Source organism: Gordonia sp. (in: high G+C Gram-positive bacteria) (genome assembly GCF_020438995.1).
Lineage (GTDB): Bacteria > Actinomycetota > Actinomycetes > Mycobacteriales > Mycobacteriaceae > Gordonia.
Genome location: NZ_JAGQTN010000041.1, coordinates 20,235 through 44,578 on the forward strand (window position 1 = coordinate 20,235; position 24,344 = coordinate 44,578).

Consider the following 24,344-nt stretch of genomic DNA (forward strand, 5'->3'; position numbering starts at 1 on the left):
CCGGCGTGCGTGCGGGGCCCGGTATCCGGTCCTGCGGTCGGATGCTGCGCTGGTCGGGCCGACCGCCTCGCTGCGGCTCCGGCCGCCCGTTCCCCCGTACGACTCCCCCATCACCGGCCCGACCCTGCGGGACGCCTGGCTGACCCCGTACGGGTCCGGGCGGCGCGGCGTGCTCGCCCGGCCGGTCGGGACCTCCGGCGGGAGGGTTGGGTCGTTGAGGGCTCACGCGTCGTCTCCACGATCTTCGGAGGTTTGGTCTTCTGGGGTTTGGTCTTCTGGGGTCTCGTCTTCCGGTGGCCGGTCGCCGGGCGGTTCGGGTCCGGCCCGGCCCGGTGTGTCGTCTTGACGGTACTGATCCGGACCCCCGGTGTGTTCGGATGACTCGCGGCGAAATTCGTATGTGCTCGCCGCGAGTTCCCGGTCATGGTCGTCGGCCTCGGGCCGATCGGCATCGGCCGGATCGGGCTGGCCCCGGAAACGGTGCCACAACCGCCGCGCCACCAGCGCCACCAGTAGCACCGCAGCCACGATCGTCGTATAGAACAGTGGCTTGCCGTATGCGTTGGAGTGCACAGAGATGGTGATCGGCTGCCCGAGGGCGAGGCCGGTCGCCGTTGTCAGGCCGATGGAGACCGACGTGGCCTCCGATGAATCGGCGTTCGCGGGCAACTGGATCTGCCGGGTGCCGCGGGCCGGGATCTCCATCGCACCGACGTCGCCGATATTGAGTTCGGCAGGCGCATCGATCTTGAGCAACACCCGGATGGGCAGCGCCAGGTCGTTGCGGACGACCAGCAGGATCGGGCTGCGTTCGGATGCCAGCGTATATCGGCCGCCGGGGTCGAGCATGGTGACGGACCCGCGCATCCGGGTCAGCGTCGAGTTGACCGCGGACACCCATCGGTCGCGATGGGCCCCGAGTGCGGTCCGTTCGGACGCGGTGTCGTGGTCCGGGCTGCGCAACGACCGCAGCAGATCCTCGCGTAGCGGCGCCAGATAACGTTCGGGGGTCGCCTCGACGTCGGCGGAGCGCACCAGTGACGCCTGCAACTGCAGACTCAGGTCGGTGTGCGCGCTGATGGCCGCGGCCTGGGCATGGGAGACCACCCACCAGCCGCGGGAGGGGCTGGGTTTGCCTTGTGGAGCGTGCAGCCGACCGATCCGCCGGGCGGTGTCGAGTTCGGTGACCACGGCGTGGAGGCCTTCGGGGGTGGCCGCTCCGGCGTCGAGCAGGGCGGTCGCCGTCGTGAGCAGGGCGTCGGCGTCGGCCTCGGTGGGTGACCAGTAGATCGGCGGCACGATGAACTGGCTGCGGCCGCTCACCGGCAACTGCGTGACCTGCGGGTCGGTGACCTGCTGATCAGTGGTGGCCGCACCGCTGTGCGGCAGCGTGAGCGCGGCGAACGCCAGCGCCGCCGTCGCGGACTGCCGCCTGCTGACCGCTGATTCCCGGTCGAGGTCGACGAGCTGGGAACTCGGGGTGAGCACAGGTGTGGTGGGCGCGGTGCCCATCGCGCCCAGCGCCGCGGTCACCGGGGCGTCCGTGGTCTGCACTCTGATGTCGCCGACCTGGTAGCGGCCGCTCGGGTCGGGATCGCGATCCGGTGTCAGCGTCGCCGCCGACGACACGGCCTTCGTCACGGTCGCCGATTTGAGGACACCCGCGCCCGCGTCGTCGATCGCGCCGATGGCGGGGATGGCGATACCGCGGACGCTCTTGACCCCGAGGATCGAGTCGACGATGTCTGCCGGACTGGTCAATGCGGCCGCGGTGAGCCCGGCGTTGTCCACCCGGGCGAGCGAGCCCAGATCGGCCGACGCGAATGGCAGCGCCACCACACACAGTTCACCGGCGAGCTGTTTGAGGGTCGCCAGCCACTGGGCGGCCACCGCAGTGCCCTCGCCGGGTGTGGTTTCGGATGTCGGTGACGACGGGTCCCGGGAGATGACGTACCCGGTCGACATCACCCGCACCGTGACCAGCAGATCTGGGTCGACGGCCAAACAGACGCTCTTGCGCAGCGCCGCGCGGCTTGCTTTGTGATCGGGTGTGTTCTGCTGGGTTGCCGCTGTGGATTCCGGCCCTGTGGATTCCGTGCTACCGGGAGGTGACGGCGTCGCCGACGGCGGTTGCCCCGGTGTCCGCGAGCCCGATGTTCCAGGGCCGGCCGCATCCGGGCCGGGTGCGCCGGTGGTAGGTCCGGTCGGCGTGGGCGTGTTGACGACGCTCGGTGTCCGGACCGGTACCAGCGAATGCAGGGCGTCGAGGCTGCGGTAGAGCCGTCCCCCGGGCGCCAGCGAGGCGGCAAGATCATCGCTGATCAGCCTTACCGGCTCGGTCCGCCCGCCGAGCGTCCCCGGGGCGAGCTGGGGTGGGGCGGCCAGCGGCCACAGCATCGTCATCCGGGAGGGATTGGACCTGTCGGCGGGTATTGATCCGTCGAACCGCGGCGTGGGGCCCTCGGCATCGCCCCCGTCGGTGTCCTCGTCGGTGTCGCCGGCGTCCGGGTAGACGTATTGCTCGGCCCGGGCCTCGTCGGGTGGCAACGACAGCACCGGCAGCAGAGTCGTCGAGTCGGCGACCCGGGCGGCCGCGCCGTAGTCGGGTGTGGCGTTGACGTTCACGGTGATCGGGTAGACCCCGGCCGCGGCGATCTCCAGCCCACCCCGCGACAGCGGCAGCGTCAGGCTGAAACCGGTCTGTCCGCCGGGTTGCAGGGCGGTGGCGACCTGCCGGAACGGTCCGGCGACACTCACCGGCAGCACGTCGGCCGCCGGGGCGGTACGCAGACCGGCGGCGTCGGTGACCCGATCACCGCGCTCGAGTCGGACCGCGACCGTCCGCAGCGGCCGGTCGCCGGTATTGCGGACGACACCGCTGACGGACACGGTGGCCGGGCCTGCCGTCGTGACCAGTGTCGGCGTGATGGAGCCGATATCGACGCGGGCGAAGACGGTGGCCCCGTCGCTCTTCGCCGGACCGCCGGACCTGTCCCCGGATCTGTTGCTGCGCGAGGTATCGATGTCGGGGATCTCGGAGGTGGGCGGCCGGCTCTCGGGCGCCGGGGTCGAGCCAGGTGACCCCGTGCCGGGAATCGGGGACGGTTCGGCCAGTGCCGGTGCCCCGGCCGACGAGAGGAGCACAAGCGTCAGGACGGCCACGAGAGTCAGAACGGCCTCCAGGACGGCACTGACCCGAACCGGGACCCGGCCTTGGGTGCCTACTCCGTCAGGCATCGCCGGCCGTGGGACGCCGCGCTCGCCTGCGCCTGCGCCGCGACCGGGCCGATGGTGTCGGGTCGTTGCGGCGCTGATTGCGTGCGGCGGCGGCTTTCTCATAGGCGTTGGGTTCGGTGCGGATGCTCTCGGCCTCGGACTTGGCCAGCCGGAACGGGTCGGCCGCGAGATCGGCGATGACACCACGTGCCATCCGGGCGAGCCGACGCTCGTCAGAGTACGTGAGCCGGCGCGGGAGTTCGCGCAACGGCACCCACGCCACCTCGCTGACCTCGTAGTCGGCGTCCGACAGCTCTCCCCCGATGCTGCGCAGCAGGTAATGATGCACAGTCTTGTGGATGCGTCTGCCCTCGCTGACGAACCAGTAGTCGATCTTCCCGAGCGGGGCGACCACGGTGCCCGCGATACCGGTCTCCTCCGCGACCTCGCGGATCGCGGTCTGTTCGGCGGTCTCGCCGGTTTCGATATGGCCCTTGGGCAGTGACCACATCATCCGGCCACGCCGGTCGACGCGGCCGATGAGGACGGCGCACAGGTCATCGACCGGGTTGTCGAGACTGCCCGAGATCACCAGGCCACCGGCCGACGTCTCGCGCACGGTGCGAAGCTTGGCCGCGCCTTGGTCGGTCACAGGATTATTGGTGGCGGCACGGCGCCGGTTGCGTCCGCCCTTGCCCTCGGGCCTGACCCTGTCGTCGGCTGTGGTGCTGTCGTCTTGTATGCGGTCCGATTGTCCGGCGGCCGAGGGTTCACGGTAGTCCGGGGTGGGGCCCTTCCTGGTGATCGCGGCTGCCCGGGTCACAAGGTCCGACGGCTTCGTCTGTCGTGTCCCGTTTCCGGAGGCGGGCTTCTCGGGTCGGCTCCCGATGCGGTCCGGCACGCCGCGACCGTCGTGGCGAGGGCCTGCGTCGGGAACGACCGGCTTCCCCTGCGTGGGGCTCGGGTCGTAGGCGTCGGCCACAGCGCCATGGGCGCCCGGGGCCACAGCGCCATGGGCGCCCGGGGACACCGGACGGGCGGGGGTGACCGCCGACTGGACATGCGAGGCGGCCCGCTCATCGATGACCGATTCGGTGGTGTAGTTCACAGGTCCGCTCCGCCGCGGCATCGACGACGGTGAGGGGCGTCGTGCCTTGCGTCTGCGGGGCTGGTCGCGCGCGGTGGGTCCGCTCGGCCGCTCGGTCGCGTCCTGGGCCACCGGAGCGGTCAAGTCTGGGGTCTGGGTTGCTGGTGGCAGGGCCGTTGCGGGAGTATCCGCGGCCGGGGTGCGGTCCGGTGCGTTGTGCGGCCCGGGCTTGGGAACCCTGCGCGGGGCGGGAGCGTCGTCGGATGCGGGTTGTGTGGCGCTCGCGCCGGCTGCCTGCGCGGCGCCGGTGCTCTGTTCGGGGTTCGTCTGACCCGGGGAGCGACGCGCGCGGCGCCTGCCGCGACGTGAGCGTCGTGACCGCCGCCCGGCCGGTGCGGCCCGATCTGATTCGTCACCGGGAGCCTCGCCACCGGGAGCCGCACCACCCGGAACCCCATCCCCGGGAGACCTGACCGCGTCACCGCCGGCGCTCTTGCGCTGGTCCCCGTTGCGGTGGACACTTTGCGCATCACCCTGGCGGCCGTTGGCCGCATCGCTGTGGTGGCCGTTGGGGATGGGTGCACGTGCGGCTCCGAGGGCATCGGCCGAATGCGTTTTCGCTGATTGCAGGGTACGCGGAGGCGTGACGGAGGTGGCCGGAGATATCGCGCTACCCGCCCGCAGGGCAAGGGTTGCCGGACTCGGCCCGCGACCGACGGCGTCGGCGGGGCCGTCGTGACGGCGGGTAGACGAATCGGTGGACACGTTCCTGATGCTAGCCGCTGGTCACCGACCGTTTGCCTGGATGGCTCCGGCTGTGGACAAATACTGAGGCGGCCTCAGCTGTTACGTGTGTGACACGAGTGACTTTTGGGTAGCACGTTGTTCCCCGAATCCACTTTGCCATCGGGCGTGTCGCGCGTGTGTGCCGAGTAAACCCGCAGGGAGAACCCGTAAAACCCGCACAGAAAACCTGATTGCCCGGTCCCGGTAGTCTGACCAGACGTGACAGGTCCCGATACTCCGGATTTCCCCCATTTCGAGGAACGCCGCACCAGGCTGCTGGCCGCGGCGGCGATCGCGCTGCGCGGATACTCCGACGTCCTGGTGCCGCTCGGCGCGCTGTTCACCGACGCCGGCCACGACCTGTTCCTGGTCGGTGGGTCGGTGCGTGACGCCGTGCTCGGCAGACTCTCCGAGGATCTGGACTTCACCACGGGTGCCCGGCCCGACGAGGTCGTCGCGCTGGTCACCGGCTGGGCGGACGCCATCTGGGATACCGGCATCGAGTTCGGCACCGTCAGCGTCCGCAAGGGCGGCCTGACGATCGAGATCACCACCTACCGTGCCGAGGCCTACGACCGGGTCGGCCGCAACCCCGTGGTCACCTTCGGCGACACCCTCGACGGTGATCTGGTCCGTCGCGATTTCACGATCAACGCGATGGCGGTGCGCATCGGGCCGGACGGCGCGCAGGAGTTCTGCGACCCGCTCGACGGTATGACCGCGCTGCTCGCCGGCGTCATCGACACCCCGGCCACCCCGCAGGAGTCGTTCGACGACGACCCGCTGCGGATGCTGCGTGCGGTGCGGTTCGTGTCCCAGCTGGGTTTCCGGCTCGCACCGCGCGTCATCGACGCCATCGCGGAGATGAACGGACAAATCGAGCGCATCACCGCCGAACGGGTCCGCGTCGAGCTCGACAAACTGATCTGCGGCGAGCATCCGATCGAGGGTCTGGAGATCATGGTCGACACCGGTCTGGCCGAACGGGTCATTCCGGAGATCCCCGGCATGAAGCTGACGATCGACGAGCACCACCAGCACAAGGACGTCTATCAGCACTCCCTCACCGTGCTGCGGCAGGCGATCGACCTCGAGGAATCCGATCCCGACCCGGTGCTGCGCTGGGCGGCGCTGCTGCACGACATCGGCAAACCCGCCACCAGGAGGCACGAGGAGGGCGGCGGTGTGAGCTTCCATCACCACGAGGTGGTGGGCGCCAAGATGGTGCGCAAGCGGATGCGGGCGCTCAAGTATCCGAAGGCGACGGTCGAGGACGTCGCGACCCTGGTCTTCCTGCATCTGCGGTTCCACGGCTATGGCGACGGTGCCTGGACCGATTCGGCCGTACGCCGTTACGTCACCGACGCCGGTGACCTGCTCGATCGACTCAACAAGCTCGTGCGCGCCGACTGCACCACCCGCAACAAGCATCGCGCCCGGCGCTTGCAGGAGAGCTACGACGACCTCGAGCGACGCATCGCCGAACTCAAGGCTGCCGAGGATCTCGGTCGAGTCCGGCCGGATCTCGACGGCAACGCGATCATGGAACTGCTGGGTCTGGAGCCCTGCCCGGAGGTCGGCGAGGCGTGGAAGTACCTCAAGGAGCTGCGCCTGGACCGCGGCCCGCTCCCCCGTGAAGAGGCGGAGGCCGAACTGCTCAAATGGTGGGCCGCGCGTCGTTCTGAGGGCAACTGACCTGCCTTCCGGCGCCGCTGTATACAGAGGTAATCTCGGAGTCACTGCCGTGTAAACACCCGGTAAAACCTGACCGCTCGCGAGAAGGACCCGTACGAGCGGGGCGATTCGGAAGGGATCAACGGTGCACGCGAAACTCCAGAATCTGTACGAGCAGGTACTCCAGCGCAATCCCGGCGAGGCCGAGTTCCATCAGGCCGTCACCGAGGTGTTCGACAGCCTCTCCCCCGTCGTCGACAAGCATCCGCACTATGCCGACGCCGCGGTGATCACCCGGCTGTGCGAGCCCGAACGGCAGATCATCTTCCGGGTGCCGTGGATCGACGACGCCGGCCAGATCCACGTCAACCGCGGTTTCCGGGTCGAATTCAATTCGGCACTCGGACCGTACAAGGGCGGCCTGCGTTTTCATCCCAGCGTGTATCTGGGCATCGTCAAATTCCTGGGCTTCGAGCAGATCTTCAAGAATGCGCTCACCGGCCTGCCGATCGGCGGCGGCAAGGGCGGTTCGGACTTCGATCCCAAGGGCCGTTCCGACGCCGAAGTGATGCGCTTCTGCCAATCGTTCATGACCGAGTTGTACCGGCACATAGGCGAATACACCGATGTTCCCGCCGGCGACATCGGTGTGGGCGGGCGCGAGATCGGTTACCTCTTCGGACAGTACAAACGCATCACCAACCGCTATGAGTCCGGTGTGCTCACCGGCAAGGGCCTGGCCTGGGGTGGTTCCCAGGTGCGCACGGAGGCAACGGGTTTCGGAGCCGTGTTCTTCGTCCATGAAATGCTCAAGGCCAAGGGCGATTCCCTGGAGGGCAAACGGGTGGTGGTGTCCGGCTCGGGCAATGTCGCCACCTACGCCATCGAAAAAGTGCACGAGCTCGGCGGCACCGTCGTCGCGTGTTCGGACTCGTCCGGCTATGTGGTCGATGAACTCGGGATCGACCTCGACGTTCTCAAGGAAGTCAAGGAGATTCAACGGGGCCGGATTGTCGACTATGCGCGCCTGCGCGGTGAGAATGTGAAATTTGTTGGCGGCGGCAGTATCTGGGATGTGCCCGCCGACATAGCGATTCCGTGCGCCACGCAGAACGAACTCGGTGGCAAGGATGCCAAACAGCTCATCGACCACGGCGTCACCATCGTCGCCGAGGGCGCCAACATGCCCTGCTCCCCCGAGGCCATTCGGCTGTTCACCGACGCCGGTGTGTTGTTTGCACCGGGTAAGGCCGCCAACGCCGGTGGTGTGGCCACCAGCGCACTGGAGATGCAGCAGAACGCATCTCGCGATTCGTGGAGTTTCGAGCACACCGAGGAACGCCTCGCCGACATCATGCGCGGCATCCACGACCGCTGCCTGCACACCGCCGAAGAATACGGTGCGCCAGGCAATTATGTGGTCGGCGCCAACATCGGTGGTTTCATCCAGGTCGCCGACGCGATGCTGGCCCTAGGCGTCATCTGAGAACCACTTCGACGGGGTGGTTGGCATTCCCGAACAGCATTGGGTGCTCGGCCGTCGGGACTACCGGTGCCGGGGGTTCGTGAAGTCGGTCGCGACGGTGGCCGCGAGCTCCATGAACGCCATCCTCGTGGACTTGCTCATCAGATTCAGATCCACGTCGGCACCCTCGGCCAGGTGATCGTCGAACCCGACCAGCCGGATAGCCCGGCAGCGCGCCGAAAAGTACTCGGTCATCTGCTCGATATCCACATTCGGCGATCCCGGCCGCGACGAGCTGATCACGACGATCGCCGACGACACCAGCCGACCGAAGCCGTGCGCGTCGAGCCAATCGAGGGTCGATGCCGCGCTGCGTGCGCCGTCGATGGCGGGGGAGGAGACCACGATTATCGAATCAGCGGTATCCAGAACGCCTTTCATCACCGAGTTGCTCAATCCGGTACCGCAGTCGGTGATGATGATGTTGTAGAAGCGCTGCAGAATACCGAGCACGCCTCGGTACTCCTCGTCGTTGAACGCCTCCGCGGCGGCCGGATCACGTTCGGAGGCAAGAACTTCCAAACGGCTCGGGGCCTGGGAGGTGTGCTCACGGATGTCGGAGTAGCGGTTGAGGTTTCGGTCGGCGAGCAGATCGCGCACCGTGGAATCGGTCTCGCGCGGTAGGCGTTGCGCCAGCGTTCCCAGGTCGGGGTTGGCATCGACGGCGATCACTCGGTCGCCGCGCAGTGATGCCAGCGTGGAACCCAAAGCGATTGCGGTAGTGGTCTTTCCGACGCCACCCTTGAGTGAGAGCACCGCGATCCGGTAATCGCCGGCCAGCGGCGTCCGGATCGCCGACACCAGCTTCTCGCGATACACCTCCGATCGCGGGTTGCGCGGGTTGATGGTACCGCCGGTCGCCTTGTACACGGCGCGCCGCCAGCCCTTCCGCGGCGCCTGGCGTTCACGTTTGACGAGGGTGCCATCGTCGAGGGGACGTGAATCTCCTTGTAGTACAGGAGATTCGACGTGATTGTGTCCAGTTTGGTCGTGTCGCGTCTCGGAGTGGTCGAAGCCGGCCGGGGGAGCGACAGGGGGGATGACTGTCGTCTGCTCGGACCCGTCCGGATACGGCGGAACATTCGGCTGCGCAGGCTGTGGCCCGGTGGCGGCCGGAAACCCTCCGCTGAACGGCCCGGTACCGGGGGACCCATTGACTGAGGAGGCGGCGCCGAACCCACCGGTGTTGAAGCCGCCTGTACCGGGGTGTCCGGCGGTGGAATTGTCCTGGCCGGCCCACGGCGGTACGTACGCCGTCGGCGGAGCCTCGGCGTTGTCTCCCCTGGGTACCCAACTGGGCAGCACCTGTTCGGTTGCGGGCACCTGGTCGGCGAAGGGGACGGGCCCGCCGGCCGAGCCGCGGTGTGGGCGCTCGTCAGTGGGAAGCGGAACCACCTCGGCCTCAATCGGTTCGAGCAGGGAATCCGGTTCGGGCACGGGGGGCAGGTCGGGGAAACTCACCGGTCCGAAGCGCTGAGACGGAACCGGAGGCGACTGATCTGAGCTCTGTGACCCCGCCGCATCGGCGGTGTGATCAGTGGTTGTGTCGTCGCGTGTGCCCATCGGGTCGCTCCCCCTCGTGTGCTGGGCCTGTCCGTCGGTGTCAGTCCCACAGTCGAATCTATCCGATTGCCGGATTCGGACCGCGTTACCGGCGTCGTTGCTCGTTCGGTGACCAACCCTGGGGTGCCGACAGGGGTCCGATCGGGCCGAAGGAATCAGCCACGGTGGCAGCGAGTTCCAGGAAGGCGGTGCGGGTGCGCCGGTCCATCTGGTCGAGGTCGATATACGATCCGGTGGCCAGGTGATCGTCATACGGGATCACCTGAACCGCCCGCACCCGGCCCAGGAAGTGGTCGGTGAGCGCGTTGACGTCGATGGCCGCGCCGCCCGGACGTGCCGCGGAGATCACCACCACCGACTCCCTGACCAGCCGCTGATATCCGTGTGCCTCAAGCCAATCCAGTGTGGCCGCGGCGCTTTGCGCGCCATCGACGGCGGGTGTGGTAACGACGATGATGGCATCGGCCATCTCGAGCACACCCTCCATCGCCGAATTCACCACGCCGGTACCGCAGTCGGTGATGATGATGTTGTAGTACGACTGCAAGATTGCGATGACCTGCCGGTAATCGTTCGCGTCGAACGATTCGGACATAGCCGGATTACGTTCGGAAGCAATCACTTCCAGCCGGCTCGCTGCCTGGTTGGTGTGCCGCCGCACATCGGTGTACCGGCACAGGTTCTCGTCGGCCAGCAATGTGCGCACCGTGGCCGTCGATTGCTCGGGGATCCGCCGGGCGAGCGTCCCGAAGTCGGGGTTGGCATCGACCGCGATCACCCTGTCGCCGCGCAGGGACGCGAATGCCGAACCCAACCCCACTGTGGTGGTCGTCTTTCCGACACCGCCCTTCACCGACATGACCGCGAGACGGAAGTCTCCGTGGATAGGGGTGCGGGCACGTTGCACGAGCATCGACAGTTGCTGATCGGTCTTGCTCGCCCCGAAGGTGATCAAGCCACCCGACGCGGCGCGGAGCTTCTCGCGCCACCCACCGGAATACCTGCCGCCGCGGTAATCGGGCCTTGGGTCTGATGGTCGCTCGGTCGCAACCGCCGGCGTACCGGACTGGTTCGCAGTGGTCGGTGCCGGAACGGAGCCGGTCATGGGCGCCTGCCCGGCCGGCGACGAATACGGCTGCTGGTATTGGTGGGGTTGAGGGTACTGCTGTGCTTGTGAGTACTGCTGTGCTTGTGAATACTGCTGGGCCTGTGAGTACTGCTGTGCTTGTGGGTAGACCTGGGACGTGTGCGGTGCGTGTGACTGTGGATAGCCGGGCGGGGCAGGGAATTCAGGACCGGCGACCGGCGCTTCGGGGCCCGGGATCTGAGCTTTGCGACCGGTGACCTGGTACGGAGCCGATTGACCGGCCGACCGCGGGGACGCGGTGGGGCTCCGGAACTCGGGCGCGGCCTGGTCTGCGGTCACCTGGCGCTCGGGCTGGCCGGGTTCAGGTTCCACCGGGCGCTGCCCGGTGGCGGACCCGACGACGCCGGCCTGGTCGGCAGGCGGATCGGGAATCGCCTGTATGGGGACTGCCATCGGACCTAGGCCCACCGGCCCGGAACGGGCCGAGTTCTGGGGCTGCGGGTCCGGCGCGGGGTTGTCGACTGACCGGAGCCACGGCGGTGGCTGCGAGTGGTCGGGGAGTGACATCGCAATTCCAATCGTCTGTGGGCGGCCAGGCGCCACGCGAAATGGCTGGTCGTTGCAGACTGGCCGTGCAACATCCTACCGGCACCGGTCCGCATACCACCCGATCCCGGCTGAGGTTAGACCCTTCGGTTACGTGGCGTGTCCTGACGTGTCTCCCAAGAGTCGTCGGCGGATGTGGTCGGCAGGTATTCCCTCGCAACCGGTCGGTGGCTGGTTACGCTGCACGCAGCATCGGCGATGCTGCCGGTGTTGCGTCCGTACCCGTGATGAATGGATCCTTTATATGTCGAAGAAGAACAAGATCATCGGGCGGCTGGAGGTCGAGGTCACCCGACTGCGCGGTGAGCTCGCCAAGGTCACCAAACAGGCCAGGCATGCGGACAAGTTGGCGCGCAAGCGTTTCCGCAAAGCCGAGCAGGACATCTCGGCACTGCGTAGCGATCTGCTGGCATCCCTGCCCTTCCGCAAAAGCGACTCCGGCCCCCTTGCCTCCGTCACCCAGCTCGTGACGAAGCCCGCGGCCGAAGTTGCTGCGCCGGCCGAGGTTGCTGCGCCGGCGAAGGAAGCGGCGCCGGCGAAGGACGCGGTGTCCGTGAAGGAAGCCCCTGTGGAGGAAGCCCCGGTGAAGTCGTCGCCGGCGAAGAAGACCCCGGCTCGCAAGGTCACCGCAAGCAAGGCCGCTCCGACCAAAGCCGCTCCAACCAAAGCTGCTCCAAGCAAGGCTGCTCCAAGCAAGGCCGCTCCAAGCAAGGCCGCTCCAAGCAAGGCCGCTCCGACCAAGGCCGCCACGAGCAAAACCGGTTCGAGCAAGGCCACCGCGAGCAAGGCCACCGCGAGTAAGGCCACTGCGAGTAAGGCCGACGCGAGCAAGGCCACCACGAGTAGGGCCGACGCGAGCAAGACCCGTGCGGACAAGGCCGCGCCGGCGAAACGCGCCGACAGCAAGGCCGTGCCGGCGAAGGCCCCGGCTCGCAAGGTCGGCGGAACGAAGGCCGCCGCCGGAAAAGCCGAATCTGCCGCCACTCCCACGAAAGCATCTGGTGCACAAAAGGATTCGTCTAATAAGAGCGCTACCCACAAGAACACCGACAATAAGGGCACTGCGCAGAAAGACACTGCGCAGAAGGACGCCGGGACGAAGAACAAGAAGGCACCGGCACGCGGCGGTCCGACCGTTGCCGAACTGCGTGTACAGGCCAAGGCCCGGGGGATCTCAGGATATTCGTCGATGACCAAGGCGCAGCTGACGAAAGCTCTCAACTGACGGGTGCCTTGCCCCGACGGGGCCTGACTGAAGGGGGCCTGACTGAAGGGTTCTGGACGCAGAAGACTGGACACTTGTCTAGGCTGGGGGAAGCCCTGCATCACCACAGTGTCATCGCCACAGCGTCGCGGAAGGAACCTCGCATGTCACAGACCGTCAAAGGTGTCATCTCACGAGCCAAGGGAGCGGCGACGGAGGTCGTCGACGTCGTGGTTCCCGACCCGGGTCCCAACGATGTGATCGTGAAGATCGCGGCGTGCGGGGTGTGCCACACCGACCTCGCCTACCGCGACGGCGGCATAAACGACGAATACCCGTTCCTCCTCGGCCACGAGGCCGCGGGCATCGTCGAGACAGTGGGTGAGGCCGTCACGCATGTCGAGGTCGGCGACTTCGTCATCCTCAACTGGCGGGCCGTGTGCGGACAGTGCCGGGCCTGCAAGCGGGGCCGCCCGTGGTACTGCTTCGACACCTTCAACGCGAGCAAGAAGATGACGTTGACCGACGGCACCGAGCTGAGCCCGGCACTCGGGATCGGCGCGTTCATCGAGAAGACCCTGATCCACGAGGGGCAGTGCACCAAGGTCAACCCGGAGACCGACCCGGCCGTCGCCGGTCTGCTCGGCTGCGGCGTGATGGCCGGCCTCGGCGCCGCGATGAACACCGGCAACGTGGGCCGCGGCGATTCGGTCGCCGTCATCGGCTGCGGCGGCGTGGGCGATGCCGCGATCGCCGGCGCCAAGCTGGCTGGGGCCACCACGATCATCGCCATCGACCGCGACCCGGCCAAGCTCGACTGGGCCGTCGGGCTCGGCGCCACGCATACGATCAACGGCGCCGAGGTCGATGACGTGGTCGCGGCCGTGCAGGAGCTGACCGACGGCAACGGCGCCGACGTCGTCGTCGATGCCGTGGGTCGTCCGGAGACGTACGAGCAGGCGTTCTACGCCCGCGACCTGGCCGGCACCGTCGTGCTGGTGGGTGTGCCGACGCCGGAGATGAGACTCGAGCTGCCGCTGGTCGACTTCTTCTCGCGCGGCGGTGCGCTCAAGTCGTCGTGGTACGGCGACTGCCTGCCCGAACGCGACTTCCCGATGCTGATCGACCTGTACGAGCAGGGCAGTCTGCCGCTGGACAAGTTCGTCACCGAACGCATCGGGATCAACGACGTCGAAGCTGCGTTCGACGCGATGAAGGCCGGCAAGGTGCTGCGTTCGGTGGTGGAGATCCGATGACCTTCGGGGTTCAGAGTGTCGTCACCTCCGGCACGTTCTCACTCGACGGCGGCACGTGGGACGTCGACAACAACATCTGGGTGATCGGCGACGAGAACGAGGTCGTCATCATCGATGCCGCACACAACGCGGCGCCGATTCTGGAGACGGTCGGTGATCGCACCGTGAAGGCGATCGTGTTGACGCACGGGCACAACGACCACGTGACTGTGGCCCCGGAGCTGTCGCGGGCCACCGGCGCGCCGATCCTGCTGCACCCCGGCGACGACATGCTCTGGAACCAGACCCATCCCGATGTCGCGCACGTCGATCTTGAAGACGGACAACGGATCTCGGTTGCCGGAACCGAACTCACGGTGATCAACACGCCGGGGCATTCGCCGGGTTCGTGTGTGGTGTACGCGCCGGAGGCCGGCATTCTGTTCAGCGGCGACACACTCTTCCACGGCGGTCCGGGCGCGACGGGACGCTCGTTCTCGAGCTTCCCGACGATCATCGAATCGATCCGCGACAAGATCTTCACACTCGATCCGGAGACCAAGGTGTACACCGGTCACGGCGAGGGCACGTCGATCGTGGACGAGGCCCCGCATCTGGAGGAGTGGATCGCGCGCGGTCACTGACACACCCGCATGCGCGCAGACGCCTGGCCCGGCGAACACCCGTATGGGTCGAAAGACCCGAAGCGGACCAACATCCAGGGTATTTCGCCGGGACCACGCGTAACGTCCGGTAGGTGAGTGACTCAGGGGCGCCGCGCCCGGCCCTGGCGAAACTGGCGCAGTGGGGCCGGGGCTCACGTGGCCGTGGGTTGCTGCGGTCCGTGGCGCCGCCCTCGCTCGTCGGATACCGCACCCAGTGGTTGGGCCGCGACGTGCTCGCCGGGGTGACCCTGGCCGCCATCGCGATTCCGGAATGCCTGGGCTACGGCGCCATCGCCCAGGTCCCGGTGGTGGCCGGTCTGTACACGATCATCCTGCCCACCATCGTGTTCGTGCTCATCGGATCGTCGCGGCTGATGGTGGTCGGCGCCGACTCGGCCACCGCGGCGCTGCTCTCGTCCGGCATCGCCGGGCTCGGGGTGGCGGGACTGCGCGCCGGTTCGGACGAGTGGCTGCAGTGGGCGGGTCTGATCGCGCTGGTGACCGGGGCGATGCTGGCCGCGGCGTGGGTCCTGCGGCTCGGGTTCCTCGGCGACTTCCTGTCCACGGCGGTACTCACCGGATTTCTCGCCGGCACCGCGATCACCGTGATGACCGGGCAGCTGCCGACGATGCTCGGCATCTCCGACACCCACGAGGATCAGATCTGGAATCGCTGGCTCGCCATCGCCAGGGGAGTCGACGACATCGACATCTGGGCTTGTCTGCTGTCCGTCGTGGCGTTGCTGACCCTGATCCTCGGTAAACGGCTGGCACCCCGGCTGCCGATCCCGTTCGTCCTGGTGGCCGGCGCGATCGCCGCGGTGTGGATCTTCGGCTGGGACGAGGACGTGTCGGTTGTCGGTAAGGTGAGCGCCGGCCTGCCCGAACTGGGCCTGCCCGACGGCCCCGGCTTCACCGACATCGGTACCGCCTCGACCGTCGCCTTCGGCTGCACCATCGTCATCCTCGCGCAGAGCGCCGCCACCGCCCGCGGATTCGCCCAGCGCAGGGGAGAGTCCGCCGACGTCAACCGCGACATCCTGGGTCTGGCCGGGGCCAACTTCGCCGCAGGTCTGAGCGGCACCTTCGTCGTCAACGGCAGTCCCACCAAGACACAGGTCCTCGACGAACAGCGCGCACGCAGCCAGGTGGCAAACCTGACGATGGCGGTGGCGACGCTGCTGGTGGTGCTGTTCCTCAGCGATGCGCTCGCCCACCTGCCGCACGCGGTGCTCGGCGCGATCGTCTTCGTGGTCGCCGCCAAACTCATCGACGTCCGTGAGGTCGTGCGCATCTTCCGGGCCCGTCGATCCGAACTGGCCACCGCGGCGTTCGCGGCCGTCATGGTGATCGTGTTCGGTGTCCAGACCGGCATCGTCGTGGCGATGGTGGTGTCGCTGCTGGCCCTGATCCGGCGGCAGTATCGGCCCGACCGCTTCGTGATCACGGTGAGCGACGGCGGCAAACGTGCCTTCCTGCCCGCCCGCCCCGGGTTGCAGTCGCTGCCAGGGCTGATCATCTTCCGCTACGACGCCGACCTGTTCTACGCCAACGCCAACCGCTTCTCCGACGACGTGCAGGGCCTGCTACGGTCGGCGCCGACCCCGGTGAACTGGCTGGTCCTGGACTGCGCGGCGATCGGCGACGTCGACTATTCGGCCTCGACGATGCTCAGCTCACTCATCGACTACGTACACAAACACGGCGCGCATTTCATCCTCGCCGGCGTCGATCCCGTCCTCCAGAAGGCGCTGTTCACCGAGGGTGTGCTGGCCGGGCTCGACCCCGACCACGTGTTCGCGTCGGTGGGTGCGGCGGTACAGGCGTACCGGGAGCTGAACCCGCAGCCGCCTCCGGACACGCCGGAACCCGAGGCATCCGGGCCAGAAGACGATTGAGGGTCGGGAGATAATTGAGGTCGGGGTGCGTCGCTAGCGGCCGGTGCCGACGGTGACGACGAGCTTGCCGCAGGCCCGCCCCGACAGCAGATACTCCATCGCCGATGCGGCGTCGTCGAGTGGAAACACGCTGTCGACTGCGGGGCGGACGCGGCCGTCGTCGACCATCGCGGCGAGTTCGGCCATGTCCTCGCCGGTTTCCTTGCTGATCAGCCCGGTGAGGCGTTGTCGTACGAACGGCGAGGTCAGTGCCGCGTACAGCTGCCGTTGCACACCGTCGGTCCAGCGGCCTCCCGTTTCGGCGCCGACCACGACCAGTGTTCCGCCTGCGGTGAGCAGGCGCCGCAGCCGACGAACAGGCAGGTAGCCCGCGATATCGAGGATCGCGTCGAAACGCCCGATGGGGGAGATCTCAGGCGAGGTCGGGGTGCGGTCGATCGGGCCGCCGGTGTAGTCGATGAATGCGGTCGCGCCGAGCGAACGGACGAAGTCCTCCTTGGCACCGGATGCGACCGCGGTGACCAGCGCACCGGCCGATGCGGCGATCTGCACCGCATACGACCCGACCCCGCCCGAGGCACCGGTGATCAGCACCCGGTCGCCCGCGGTGATGCGCGCGGCACGCACCGCCTGCAGTGCGGTCAGACCCGAGATCGGCAGGGTGGCGGCCTGCTCGGGCGTTGCCGACGATGGTGCATGGGCGAGCCGGGCCACGGGGATGAGCGCGTACTCGGCCAGTGACCCGGCGGCGGTCCCGATGACCTCGTCGCCGACCGCGAAGCCGGTGACGCCCGGTCCGACGGCCGCGATGGTCCCGGCGGTATCGCGACCGGGGACGGGTGTTTTGGGTTTGCGCAGCCCGATGGCCGGCCGGGCGATGAGTGGCAGCCCGGTCATCAGGTGCCACGTGCCGCGGTCGATGGCCGCCGCGCGCACCCGGACCAGAAGCTCACCCGGACCGGGCTCGGGCCGGGTGAGCCGCGTGACCTCGAATGTCTCGCTGCCGCCGTACCGACCTTGCACGATCGCCTTCATGGTCACGGTGCCGGTGGTCTCGCCGGCTGGTGTGGTGGTCATCGCGTCGCCCTCGTCCCTGTCGCCCCTGCTGCGCGGTCGTCCTTACTTTGTAAGGCATGGCCACAAGCTACCCTTACTGCGTAAGGGCGTCAACGGTGAAGCCGTGATCCATGGGAAGGTACGTCCATGTCCGGAACCCGTACGACACCGCTGACCCGCGCCGACATCGTCGGTAAGGCCATGGCCATCGCCGACACCGACGGGCTGGCCGCGGTCACCATGCGCGCCATCGCCCGCGGCCTCGGCGTCGAGGCCATGTCGCTGTATCACCACGTCGCCAACAAGGACGCCATTCTCGACGCCCTCGTCGACGCGGTATTCGCCGAGATCTACACGCCGTGCATCGGTGAGCCGTGGGCGGCGGAACTGCGCCTTCGCTGCCGGTCCGGGCGTGAGGTGCTCACGCGGCACCCGTGGGCGATCGGGCTGATGGACTCACGCAAGGGTGCCGGGTTCGAGACGTTGCGGCATCACGACGCCGTGCTCGGCTCCCTACGAGAGGCCGGATTCACGCTCGAGGCGGCCGGCGCCGCGTTCGCTGTGCTCGACGCCTATCTGTACGGATTCCTGGTGCAGGAACTCGCGCTCCCGTTCAGCGACGACGCCGGGCCCGCCGACGTCGCGGGGGAGATCGTCGCGGCCATGCCCGCCGGGGACCTGCCGTACCTGCACGAGTACGCAACCGAGCGCGTCTGCATGCCCGGCTATTCCTTCGGCGATGAGTTCGATCCGGGACTCGAACTCATCATCGACGGACTCGAACAGCGCCGGGCAGACCTAGAAGATCGGACATAGGTCAAGATCGGACATCGCCTCCGGGCTCATTCACCGCACGTTTCACGTGAAACAATGCAATTTGCACCAAACACACGGCACAATTGGACATGATGGTGAAGACGGAGACTGGATGAGCGACCCCACTGCGGTGTCCTCGCGTGTTCGGCAAGCGTACGAGGACTTTCTGTCCGGCGTGACGCCGTCATCTGATGCTGTCCGTACGGTGGTCCGGGATTCGTGGGCGCGATCGCTGCACAGCGGTGTCGATCCGGGTATCGCGAGCCCCGACGACCCGCGGGTGATGAGTCATCCGGAGTTCATCGAGTATCGCGCCGCGCATCCCATCACTGCCGTCCTGCCACTCGTCCAGTCGCTGATGCTCGACGATATCGCCGATTCGGGTGTGCTGGTGGCACTCACCGACGAGGTGGGCAGATTGCTGTGGGTGGAAGGTTCGTCCGAGTCGCGGAACAAGGCCGACGGTATCAATTTCGTCGAGGGCTCGGTGTGGAGCGAAGACGTGGTCGGCACGAACGCGCCGGGACTGGCACTGGCCGTCGACCGTGGCGTGCAGGTGATCGGTCCCGAGCACTTTTCGGGGCCGGTCCAGAAATGGAGTTGCGCCGCCGCGCCCGTTCACGATCCGATCACCGGGCATGTCATCGGCGCCATCGACGTCACGGGCGGGCGTGAGGTGGAGGCACCGTTCGCGCTTGCAGCGGTCCGTTCGGTGGTCGCGGCCGTCGAACGTGAGCTCAGATCGCAAGCCGTCGACCTCGCGGCCATCCGAGGTGGTGCGCGTCCTTCCGGTCCCGCGCCGGCGGTCCCGCATGTCGCGGGAACCACCGTGTCGATGCCGCGCCGGGCACGGCTGGAGGTGCTCGGTGACGGCCGATACCGCTGGCATCGGGCCGGCGACGCGGCGGGTGGCCGCAACCTGTCCAAGCGGCATGCCGAGATACTGGTGCTGCTGCAGAGTTTCCCCGACGGTCTCGCCACCGAACAGCTCGCTCTGATGCTCGCCGAGGACGGACTCGACCCGGTGACGGTCCGTGCAGAGATCTCCCGTCTCCGCAAGGATCTCGGGAGCACGGTGGTGGGTTCGCGCCCGTACCGGCTGACCATCACTGTCGAGTCGGATCTGGGTGAGGTCCGTGAGCGGATCGCTTCGGGCAGTGACCTGGTTCCGGCGATCGAGCTCTTGGGCCGGGGTGGGCTGTTGGCGGAGTCGGTGGCACCGGGCATCGTTGACATCCTCGAGGAACTCCGTGAGGATCTGCGTTCGCGGATCATCGATTCCGGTGATGTGGCCGCGTTGCGCAAGTGGACGACGTCGGTGCATGGTCGTGACGATCTCGCCGCCTGGCGCAGGCTGGAGCACCGATTGCCACCGGGACACCCCGATCGGGCGATCTGTGCGGGTCGGATCCGACTACTGGACAAGCGCTTCGGCATCTGACGGGGTGTTTCCCGACTATTCGGGTGGTGTCTTCAGGTGCGCATCTCACCGGACCCTTCGAGACCCTCGCTCCTACGTCGCTTCGGCCTCAGGAATCAAGATGGTTGGTCGCGTCGGCGCTGTTCACGTGGCGGGATGGCTGGTTGCGTCGGTGGTCTTGGAGGGCTCGCTGATGTGCGACAGGGAACGTTGGCAACTTTTGTGCATCGTGACTGCAACCACGATGGGTCTAAGCTGTGTAACAGATCACATCCATCCGCACCACGACGTTGAGGAGACGCGATGACTGTTTACGCAAAGCCGGGCACCGAGGGCTCGGTGATGAGCTTTGAGGGCCGCTACGAGAACTGGATCGGCGGCAAGTGGGTACCGCCGGTCAAGGGCCAGTACTTCGAAAATCCGTCGCCCGTCGACGGCCAGGTGTTCTGTGAGGTCGCCCGGTCGACCGCCGAGGACATCGACCTCGCTCTCGATGCCGCCCATGCCGCCGCCCCCGCCTGGGGCAAGACCTCGGTCGCCGAGCGTTCACTGATCCTGCTGCGCATTGCCGACCGCATCGAGGAGAACCTCGAGAAGATCGCCGTCGCCGAGACCTGGGACAACGGCAAGGCTGTGCGTGAGACGCTCGCCGCCGACATCCCGCTGGCCGTCGATCACTTCCGCTACTTCGCGGGAGCACTTCGCGCACAGGAGGGTTCGATCTCGGAGGTCGACGAGGACACCGTCGCCTACCACTTCCACGAGCCGCTCGGCGTGGTCGGTCAGATCATCCCGTGGAACTTCCCGATCCTCATGGCCGTGTGGAAGCTCGCCCCCGCACTCGCCGCCGGCAACGCGGTGGTGCTCAAGCCGGCCGAGCAGACTCCGGCGTCGATCCTGTACGTGATGAGCCTCATCGGCGACCTCCTGCCCGACGGTGTGATCAACGTCGTCAACGGCTTCGGCGTGGAGGCCGGCAAGCCGCTCGCCTCCAGCAACCGGATCCGCAAGATCGCGTTCACCGGTGAGACCACCACCGGCCGCCTGATCATGCAGTACGCCTCGGAGAACCTGATCCCGGTCACCCTCGAACTCGGTGGCAAGAGCCCCAACATCTTCTTCAGCGATGTCACCGCCAAGGACGACGGCTTCCTCGACCGCGCCCTCGAGGGCTTCACGATGTTCGCACTCAACCAGGGCGAAGTCTGCACCTGCCCGAGCCGTGCGCTCATCCAGGGCGACATCTACGACGACTTCATCGGCAGGGCAGTCGAGCGCGTCAAGGCGATCAAGCAGGGCAACCCGCTCGACACCGACACCATGATGGGTGCGCAGGCCTCCAACGACCAGTTCGAGAAGATCACCTCGTACCTGAACATCGGCAAGGAGGAGGGCGCCAAGGTGCTCACCGGCGGCGAGCCCGCCGACCTCGGCGGCGACCTGTCCGGCGGCTACTACATTCAGCCGACCGTGTTCGCCGGCGACAACAAGATGCGCATCTTCCAGGAGGAGATCTTCGGACCGGTCCTGGCCGTCACCACGTTCGACAGCTACGAGGACGCGATGACCATCGCCAACGACACCCTGTACGGCCTCGGTGCCGGAGTGTGGACCCGCGACGGTGCCACCGCCTACCGTGCCGGCCGCGAGATCCAGGCCGGTCGGGTGTGGACCAACACCTACCACGACTATCCGGCCCACGCCGCCTTCGGTGGCTACAAGCAGTCGGGCATCGGTCGCGAAACCCACCTGATGATGCTCGAGCACTATCAGCAGACGAAGAACCTGCTGGTCGGTTACGCTCAGAGTGCGAAGGGCTTCTTCTGATCAGGTTTCTTCTGATCCGGGACTCCGTCTGAATTTCCGGGAAGGAATGTCTCCGGGAAGGATTGTTCGAGTCGGTGCTCCGCTGCGGTGACAGCCACTGTGGTTGACACGTAACGGAGTTCCGGCTCGGACGCGAACCTGACTCATCAACTCAATAGAAAGGTGACACCCCGTGTCAGAACAGAATGTTTCGCAACAGGACGTTCCTGATCGGGTCACCGCCACAGACTCCGCCGTGCAGCTCCTGACCAAATTATCGGAGCTGCACGGCGGCCTCATGATCCACCAATCCGGCGGATGCTGCGATGGCTCGGCCCCGATGTGCTATCCGGTCGGCGAATACCGGATCGGCCAGCGCGACGTTCTGGTGGGCGAGATCGGATTGCCCGAACCCATTCCGGCGGTACGGGTCTGGATCAATGGTGACCAGTTCGAATTGTGGAAGCACACCCAGCTGATTCTCGACGTCGTCAAAGGACGCGGCGCCGGGTTCAGTCTCGAAGCCCCCGAGGGCGTCCGGTTCCTTTCCCGCTCAAGGGCTTTCAGCGAGCAGGAGAACGATCAGCTGGCGCAGTCGCCGCCGAAGGTCGGGGCCGATTTCAGCGGCTGATTCGCCACCTGCGCACCCTTACCCTGAAATTCTGAAAGCCGACCCCTTCGCCGGTTGACGTGCGAGGGGTCGGCAGAAGAGGGCGGCGTGGGATTACTTGTGCCCGCCGAGGATTCCGCCGAGCAGATCACCGAGGCCGCCGCCCTTGGAGGATCCGCCGCCTTTCGAGGCCGCACCGCCGAGCACCGAGCCGAGGATGCTCCCCAGGCCGCCGCCCGCGTTGCCCCCGAGCACCGAACCGAGGATACTGCCGAGGTCGCCGCCCGATGATTTGGCGGAGCCGGAGGTCTTGCCCCCGCCGCCGAGAACCTTGGACGTCAGGTAGCTGAGCACGATCGGGGCGAGCATCGGGAGCAGCTTCTTGACCAGACCCTGGTCGACGGCCGCAGCCGAGTTCGCGCCGGAGAGCGCCTGCGCGACGTTGTCGGTTTCCGAGCCGAAGATCTTGTTGACGATCTTGCCGCCGTCGGCGGTGTCGACGTCGGCGAGTTTGATGACGCCTTCGGCGAGGTCGGCCGGATGTTGCGCCAGTGCATTCGCCAGGCCCTGGGCCGAGTTCTCGTCGGTCGTCTGGTGCTTCAGGCCGGTCAGCAGCGCGGGCACGGCCTGTTCGACGGCGGATCGGGCGGTCGCGTCATCGACGCCGAGCTTCTTGGCGATGTCGCTGATGGGGATGCGGGTGAGCAGGTCGTCGAGATCTGACATGTGGGTGAGCCTTCCATCTCCTGAACTGTCAGAACTGTAACCCGTGTCACCTGCGATCAGGTTCGGGCGCGCGGGCCGATGAAGGCGGTGAGTTCGTCGAGCGCCTCGCGGGCCGCACGGCTGCCGAACATCTGGAACACATGGCCCTGGCCGTCCCAACTGGTGATCCGGGCGTCGGAGCCGGCCGCGGACAGCATCTCGTGGGCGGCGCGGGCGTCGGCGGTCATCACCTCGATCGCGCCGTGCTGGATGAGGACCGGCGGTAGCTGATCGCCGGGGGCCAGCACCACCTTCATCCGCGGATGGTCGGCGTCGGCGTCGCCGGTGTACAGGCGCAGGAACGTGCGGCCGCTGGTGGCCTCGATGAACGGGTCACGCGAACTCCCGGTGCGCTGGTAGGCGTGGGCGATACCGAACGTCGGGTCGTACAGGGGTGAGAGCAGCGCGACCCCGGCCGGCTGCGGGGTGCGGGTGCGCTGGTTGTGGCCGAGCAGATCCAGGGCCAGGTGACCGCCCGCCGAGTCGCCGGCGACGACGATCTGTTCCGGGGCGAAGCCCTGTTCGAGCAGCCACAGGTAGCCGCGGATGGTGTCGTCACCGGCCGCGGGCCAGCGGTAGCGGGGTCCGAGGCGGTAGTCGAGGCTGAACACCGCCCGCCCGGTGCGGTTGCTCAGACGTGCGGTCAGGCCGCGATGTGTGCGGGTGGAGCAGATGACGTACCCGCTGCCGTGCAGGTAGTAGATGATCGGCTGATCGGTGCGTACGTGTCCGACGCCGGAGCGTCCGCCGATCACCCATTCGCCACGCACCTGCTCGGACCTCGACGGATAGTCGAGGGTGCGGATGGTCTGGTGGACCTGGATGGCCCGGGTGCCCGCCGGAACCCTGGTCACCGATGTGAGCAGGCGGTTGATTCCGGGCCGGCTCGCCCGGATCATCCCGGCGACCACGGTCGTCGGCAGCATGGCGGTGGTCTTCATGACGGGGGCCGACGTCGTCGACACCAGCCGCTCGACGTGGTGCCGCGGGGAGCGCTTACCGATCGGGCGGGTTCGGGCCGGGTTGGCCGGTGCGGGGTCTGTTCCTGCTACACGGGGCGCGGATGCTGAGCTCACAGGTGTCGACGGTAGGCGATCGGACCGGTCGGCAATGGCGGTTCCGGACACGATCTCGCAAGATCGTTGAGAACTGCTTGTGACATGGCGTTAACGGTTCAAATCTCGCGATGATCACCCGATTGTGGTAGCCGGATTTCCGAACCTGGCACACAGCGTGAGAAAATAGCCGACGATGCTTCTTGAGTCGTCGGCATCACACAGCCCTCGTTGGTTGTCGGCGGGCAAGATAGTGGGCCAGCAACGGCG

At 67.2% G+C, this 24,344-nt stretch carries 17 protein-coding genes; 10 read left to right on the top strand and 7 right to left on the bottom strand.

The window, feature by feature from the left end:
* Window positions 1-222 precede the first annotated feature (222 nt).
* Together KDB67_RS03200 and KDB67_RS03205 are read right to left on the bottom strand one after the other, a co-directional pair.
* On the bottom strand, window positions 223-3,237 hold the full coding sequence (locus KDB67_RS03200; protein WP_291012299.1) for a DUF6049 family protein: 3,015 nt from the start codon (window positions 3,235-3,237) through the stop codon (window positions 223-225).
* Window positions 3,230-4,345 (bottom strand): NUDIX hydrolase, encoded by a 1,116-nt coding sequence (locus KDB67_RS03205; protein WP_291012470.1) that lies wholly within the window; start codon window positions 4,343-4,345, stop codon window positions 3,230-3,232. The genes KDB67_RS03200 and KDB67_RS03205 overlap by 8 nt, the downstream gene beginning before the upstream one ends.
* Before the next feature lie 963 nt (window positions 4,346-5,308).
* Between KDB67_RS03205 and KDB67_RS03210 the strand changes: the two genes are divergently transcribed.
* On the top strand, window positions 5,309-6,784 hold the full coding sequence (locus KDB67_RS03210; protein ID WP_291012300.1) for a CCA tRNA nucleotidyltransferase: 1,476 nt from the start codon (window positions 5,309-5,311) through the stop codon (window positions 6,782-6,784).
* Between the two features lie 124 nt (window positions 6,785-6,908).
* Window positions 6,909-8,249 carry an NADP-specific glutamate dehydrogenase gene (gdhA, locus tag KDB67_RS03215; RefSeq protein ID WP_291012301.1) on the top strand — a complete coding sequence of 447 codons (1,341 nt, stop codon included), beginning with the start codon at window positions 6,909-6,911 and terminating at the stop codon, window positions 8,247-8,249.
* A 60-nt stretch (window positions 8,250-8,309) separates the two neighbouring features.
* On the opposite strand, the gene KDB67_RS03220 is transcribed toward gdhA, so the two are convergent.
* Window positions 8,310-9,749, bottom strand: coding sequence for a MinD/ParA family protein (locus KDB67_RS03220; RefSeq protein WP_291012302.1), 1,440 nt, complete (start codon window positions 9,747-9,749; stop codon window positions 8,310-8,312).
* 187 nt (window positions 9,750-9,936) lie between these two features.
* A complete protein-coding gene (locus tag KDB67_RS03225) occupies window positions 9,937-11,391 on the bottom strand; it encodes a MinD/ParA family protein (RefSeq protein WP_291012303.1) in 1,455 nt (484 codons plus the stop codon).
* Window positions 11,392-11,788: 397 nt separating this feature from the next.
* Between KDB67_RS03225 and KDB67_RS03230 the strand changes: the two genes are divergently transcribed.
* The 4 genes from KDB67_RS03230 (at window position 11,789) to KDB67_RS03245 (ending at window position 16,546) form a co-directional block, all read left to right on the top strand.
* Window positions 11,789-12,769 (top strand): hypothetical protein, encoded by a 981-nt coding sequence (locus KDB67_RS03230; protein ID WP_291012304.1) that lies wholly within the window; start codon window positions 11,789-11,791, stop codon window positions 12,767-12,769.
* Window positions 12,770-12,912: 143 nt separating this feature from the next.
* Window positions 12,913-14,004: an S-(hydroxymethyl)mycothiol dehydrogenase gene (locus KDB67_RS03235; protein WP_291012306.1), complete on the top strand. Its 1,092-nt coding sequence runs from the start codon at window positions 12,913-12,915 to the stop codon at window positions 14,002-14,004.
* Entirely contained in the window at window positions 14,001-14,627 is a 627-nt protein-coding gene (locus KDB67_RS03240; protein WP_291012308.1) for an MBL fold metallo-hydrolase, read from the top strand. Before KDB67_RS03235 ends, KDB67_RS03240 begins: the two co-directional genes overlap by 4 nt.
* Before the next feature lie 188 nt (window positions 14,628-14,815).
* Window positions 14,816-16,546, top strand: coding sequence for a SulP family inorganic anion transporter (locus tag KDB67_RS03245; protein ID WP_291012472.1), 1,731 nt, complete (start codon window positions 14,816-14,818; stop codon window positions 16,544-16,546).
* A gap of 33 nt (window positions 16,547-16,579) precedes the next feature.
* Here the strand turns inward: KDB67_RS03245 and KDB67_RS03250 are convergent, their stop codons facing one another.
* A complete protein-coding gene (locus KDB67_RS03250) occupies window positions 16,580-17,623 on the bottom strand; it encodes an NAD(P)-dependent alcohol dehydrogenase (protein ID WP_291012309.1) in 1,044 nt (347 codons plus the stop codon).
* Window positions 17,624-17,749: 126 nt separating this feature from the next.
* On the opposite strand from KDB67_RS03250, the gene KDB67_RS03255 reads away from it, so the two are divergent.
* From KDB67_RS03255 to KDB67_RS03270, 4 genes are all read left to right on the top strand, one after another.
* Entirely contained in the window at window positions 17,750-18,418 is a 669-nt protein-coding gene (locus KDB67_RS03255; RefSeq protein WP_291012311.1) for a TetR/AcrR family transcriptional regulator, read from the top strand.
* A gap of 112 nt (window positions 18,419-18,530) precedes the next feature.
* Complete coding sequence (locus KDB67_RS03260) at window positions 18,531-19,859, top strand: transcriptional regulator (protein WP_291012313.1); 1,329 nt, start codon at window positions 18,531-18,533, stop codon at window positions 19,857-19,859.
* A 282-nt stretch (window positions 19,860-20,141) separates the two neighbouring features.
* Window positions 20,142-21,665: an aldehyde dehydrogenase gene (adh, locus tag KDB67_RS03265; protein WP_291012316.1), complete on the top strand. Its 1,524-nt coding sequence runs from the start codon at window positions 20,142-20,144 to the stop codon at window positions 21,663-21,665.
* A gap of 172 nt (window positions 21,666-21,837) precedes the next feature.
* A complete protein-coding gene (locus tag KDB67_RS03270; RefSeq protein WP_291012318.1) occupies window positions 21,838-22,275 on the top strand; it encodes a DUF779 domain-containing protein in 438 nt (145 codons plus the stop codon).
* 93 nt (window positions 22,276-22,368) lie between these two features.
* Here the strand turns inward: KDB67_RS03270 and KDB67_RS03275 are convergent, their stop codons facing one another.
* Together KDB67_RS03275 and KDB67_RS03280 are read right to left on the bottom strand one after the other, a co-directional pair.
* Window positions 22,369-22,980 carry a DUF937 domain-containing protein gene (locus KDB67_RS03275; RefSeq protein ID WP_291012320.1) on the bottom strand — a complete coding sequence of 204 codons (612 nt, stop codon included), beginning with the start codon at window positions 22,978-22,980 and terminating at the stop codon, window positions 22,369-22,371.
* Between the two features lie 56 nt (window positions 22,981-23,036).
* On the bottom strand, window positions 23,037-24,095 hold the full coding sequence (locus KDB67_RS03280) for an alpha/beta hydrolase (protein ID WP_291012323.1): 1,059 nt from the start codon (window positions 24,093-24,095) through the stop codon (window positions 23,037-23,039).
* Between the last annotated feature and the right edge of the window lie 249 nt (window positions 24,096-24,344).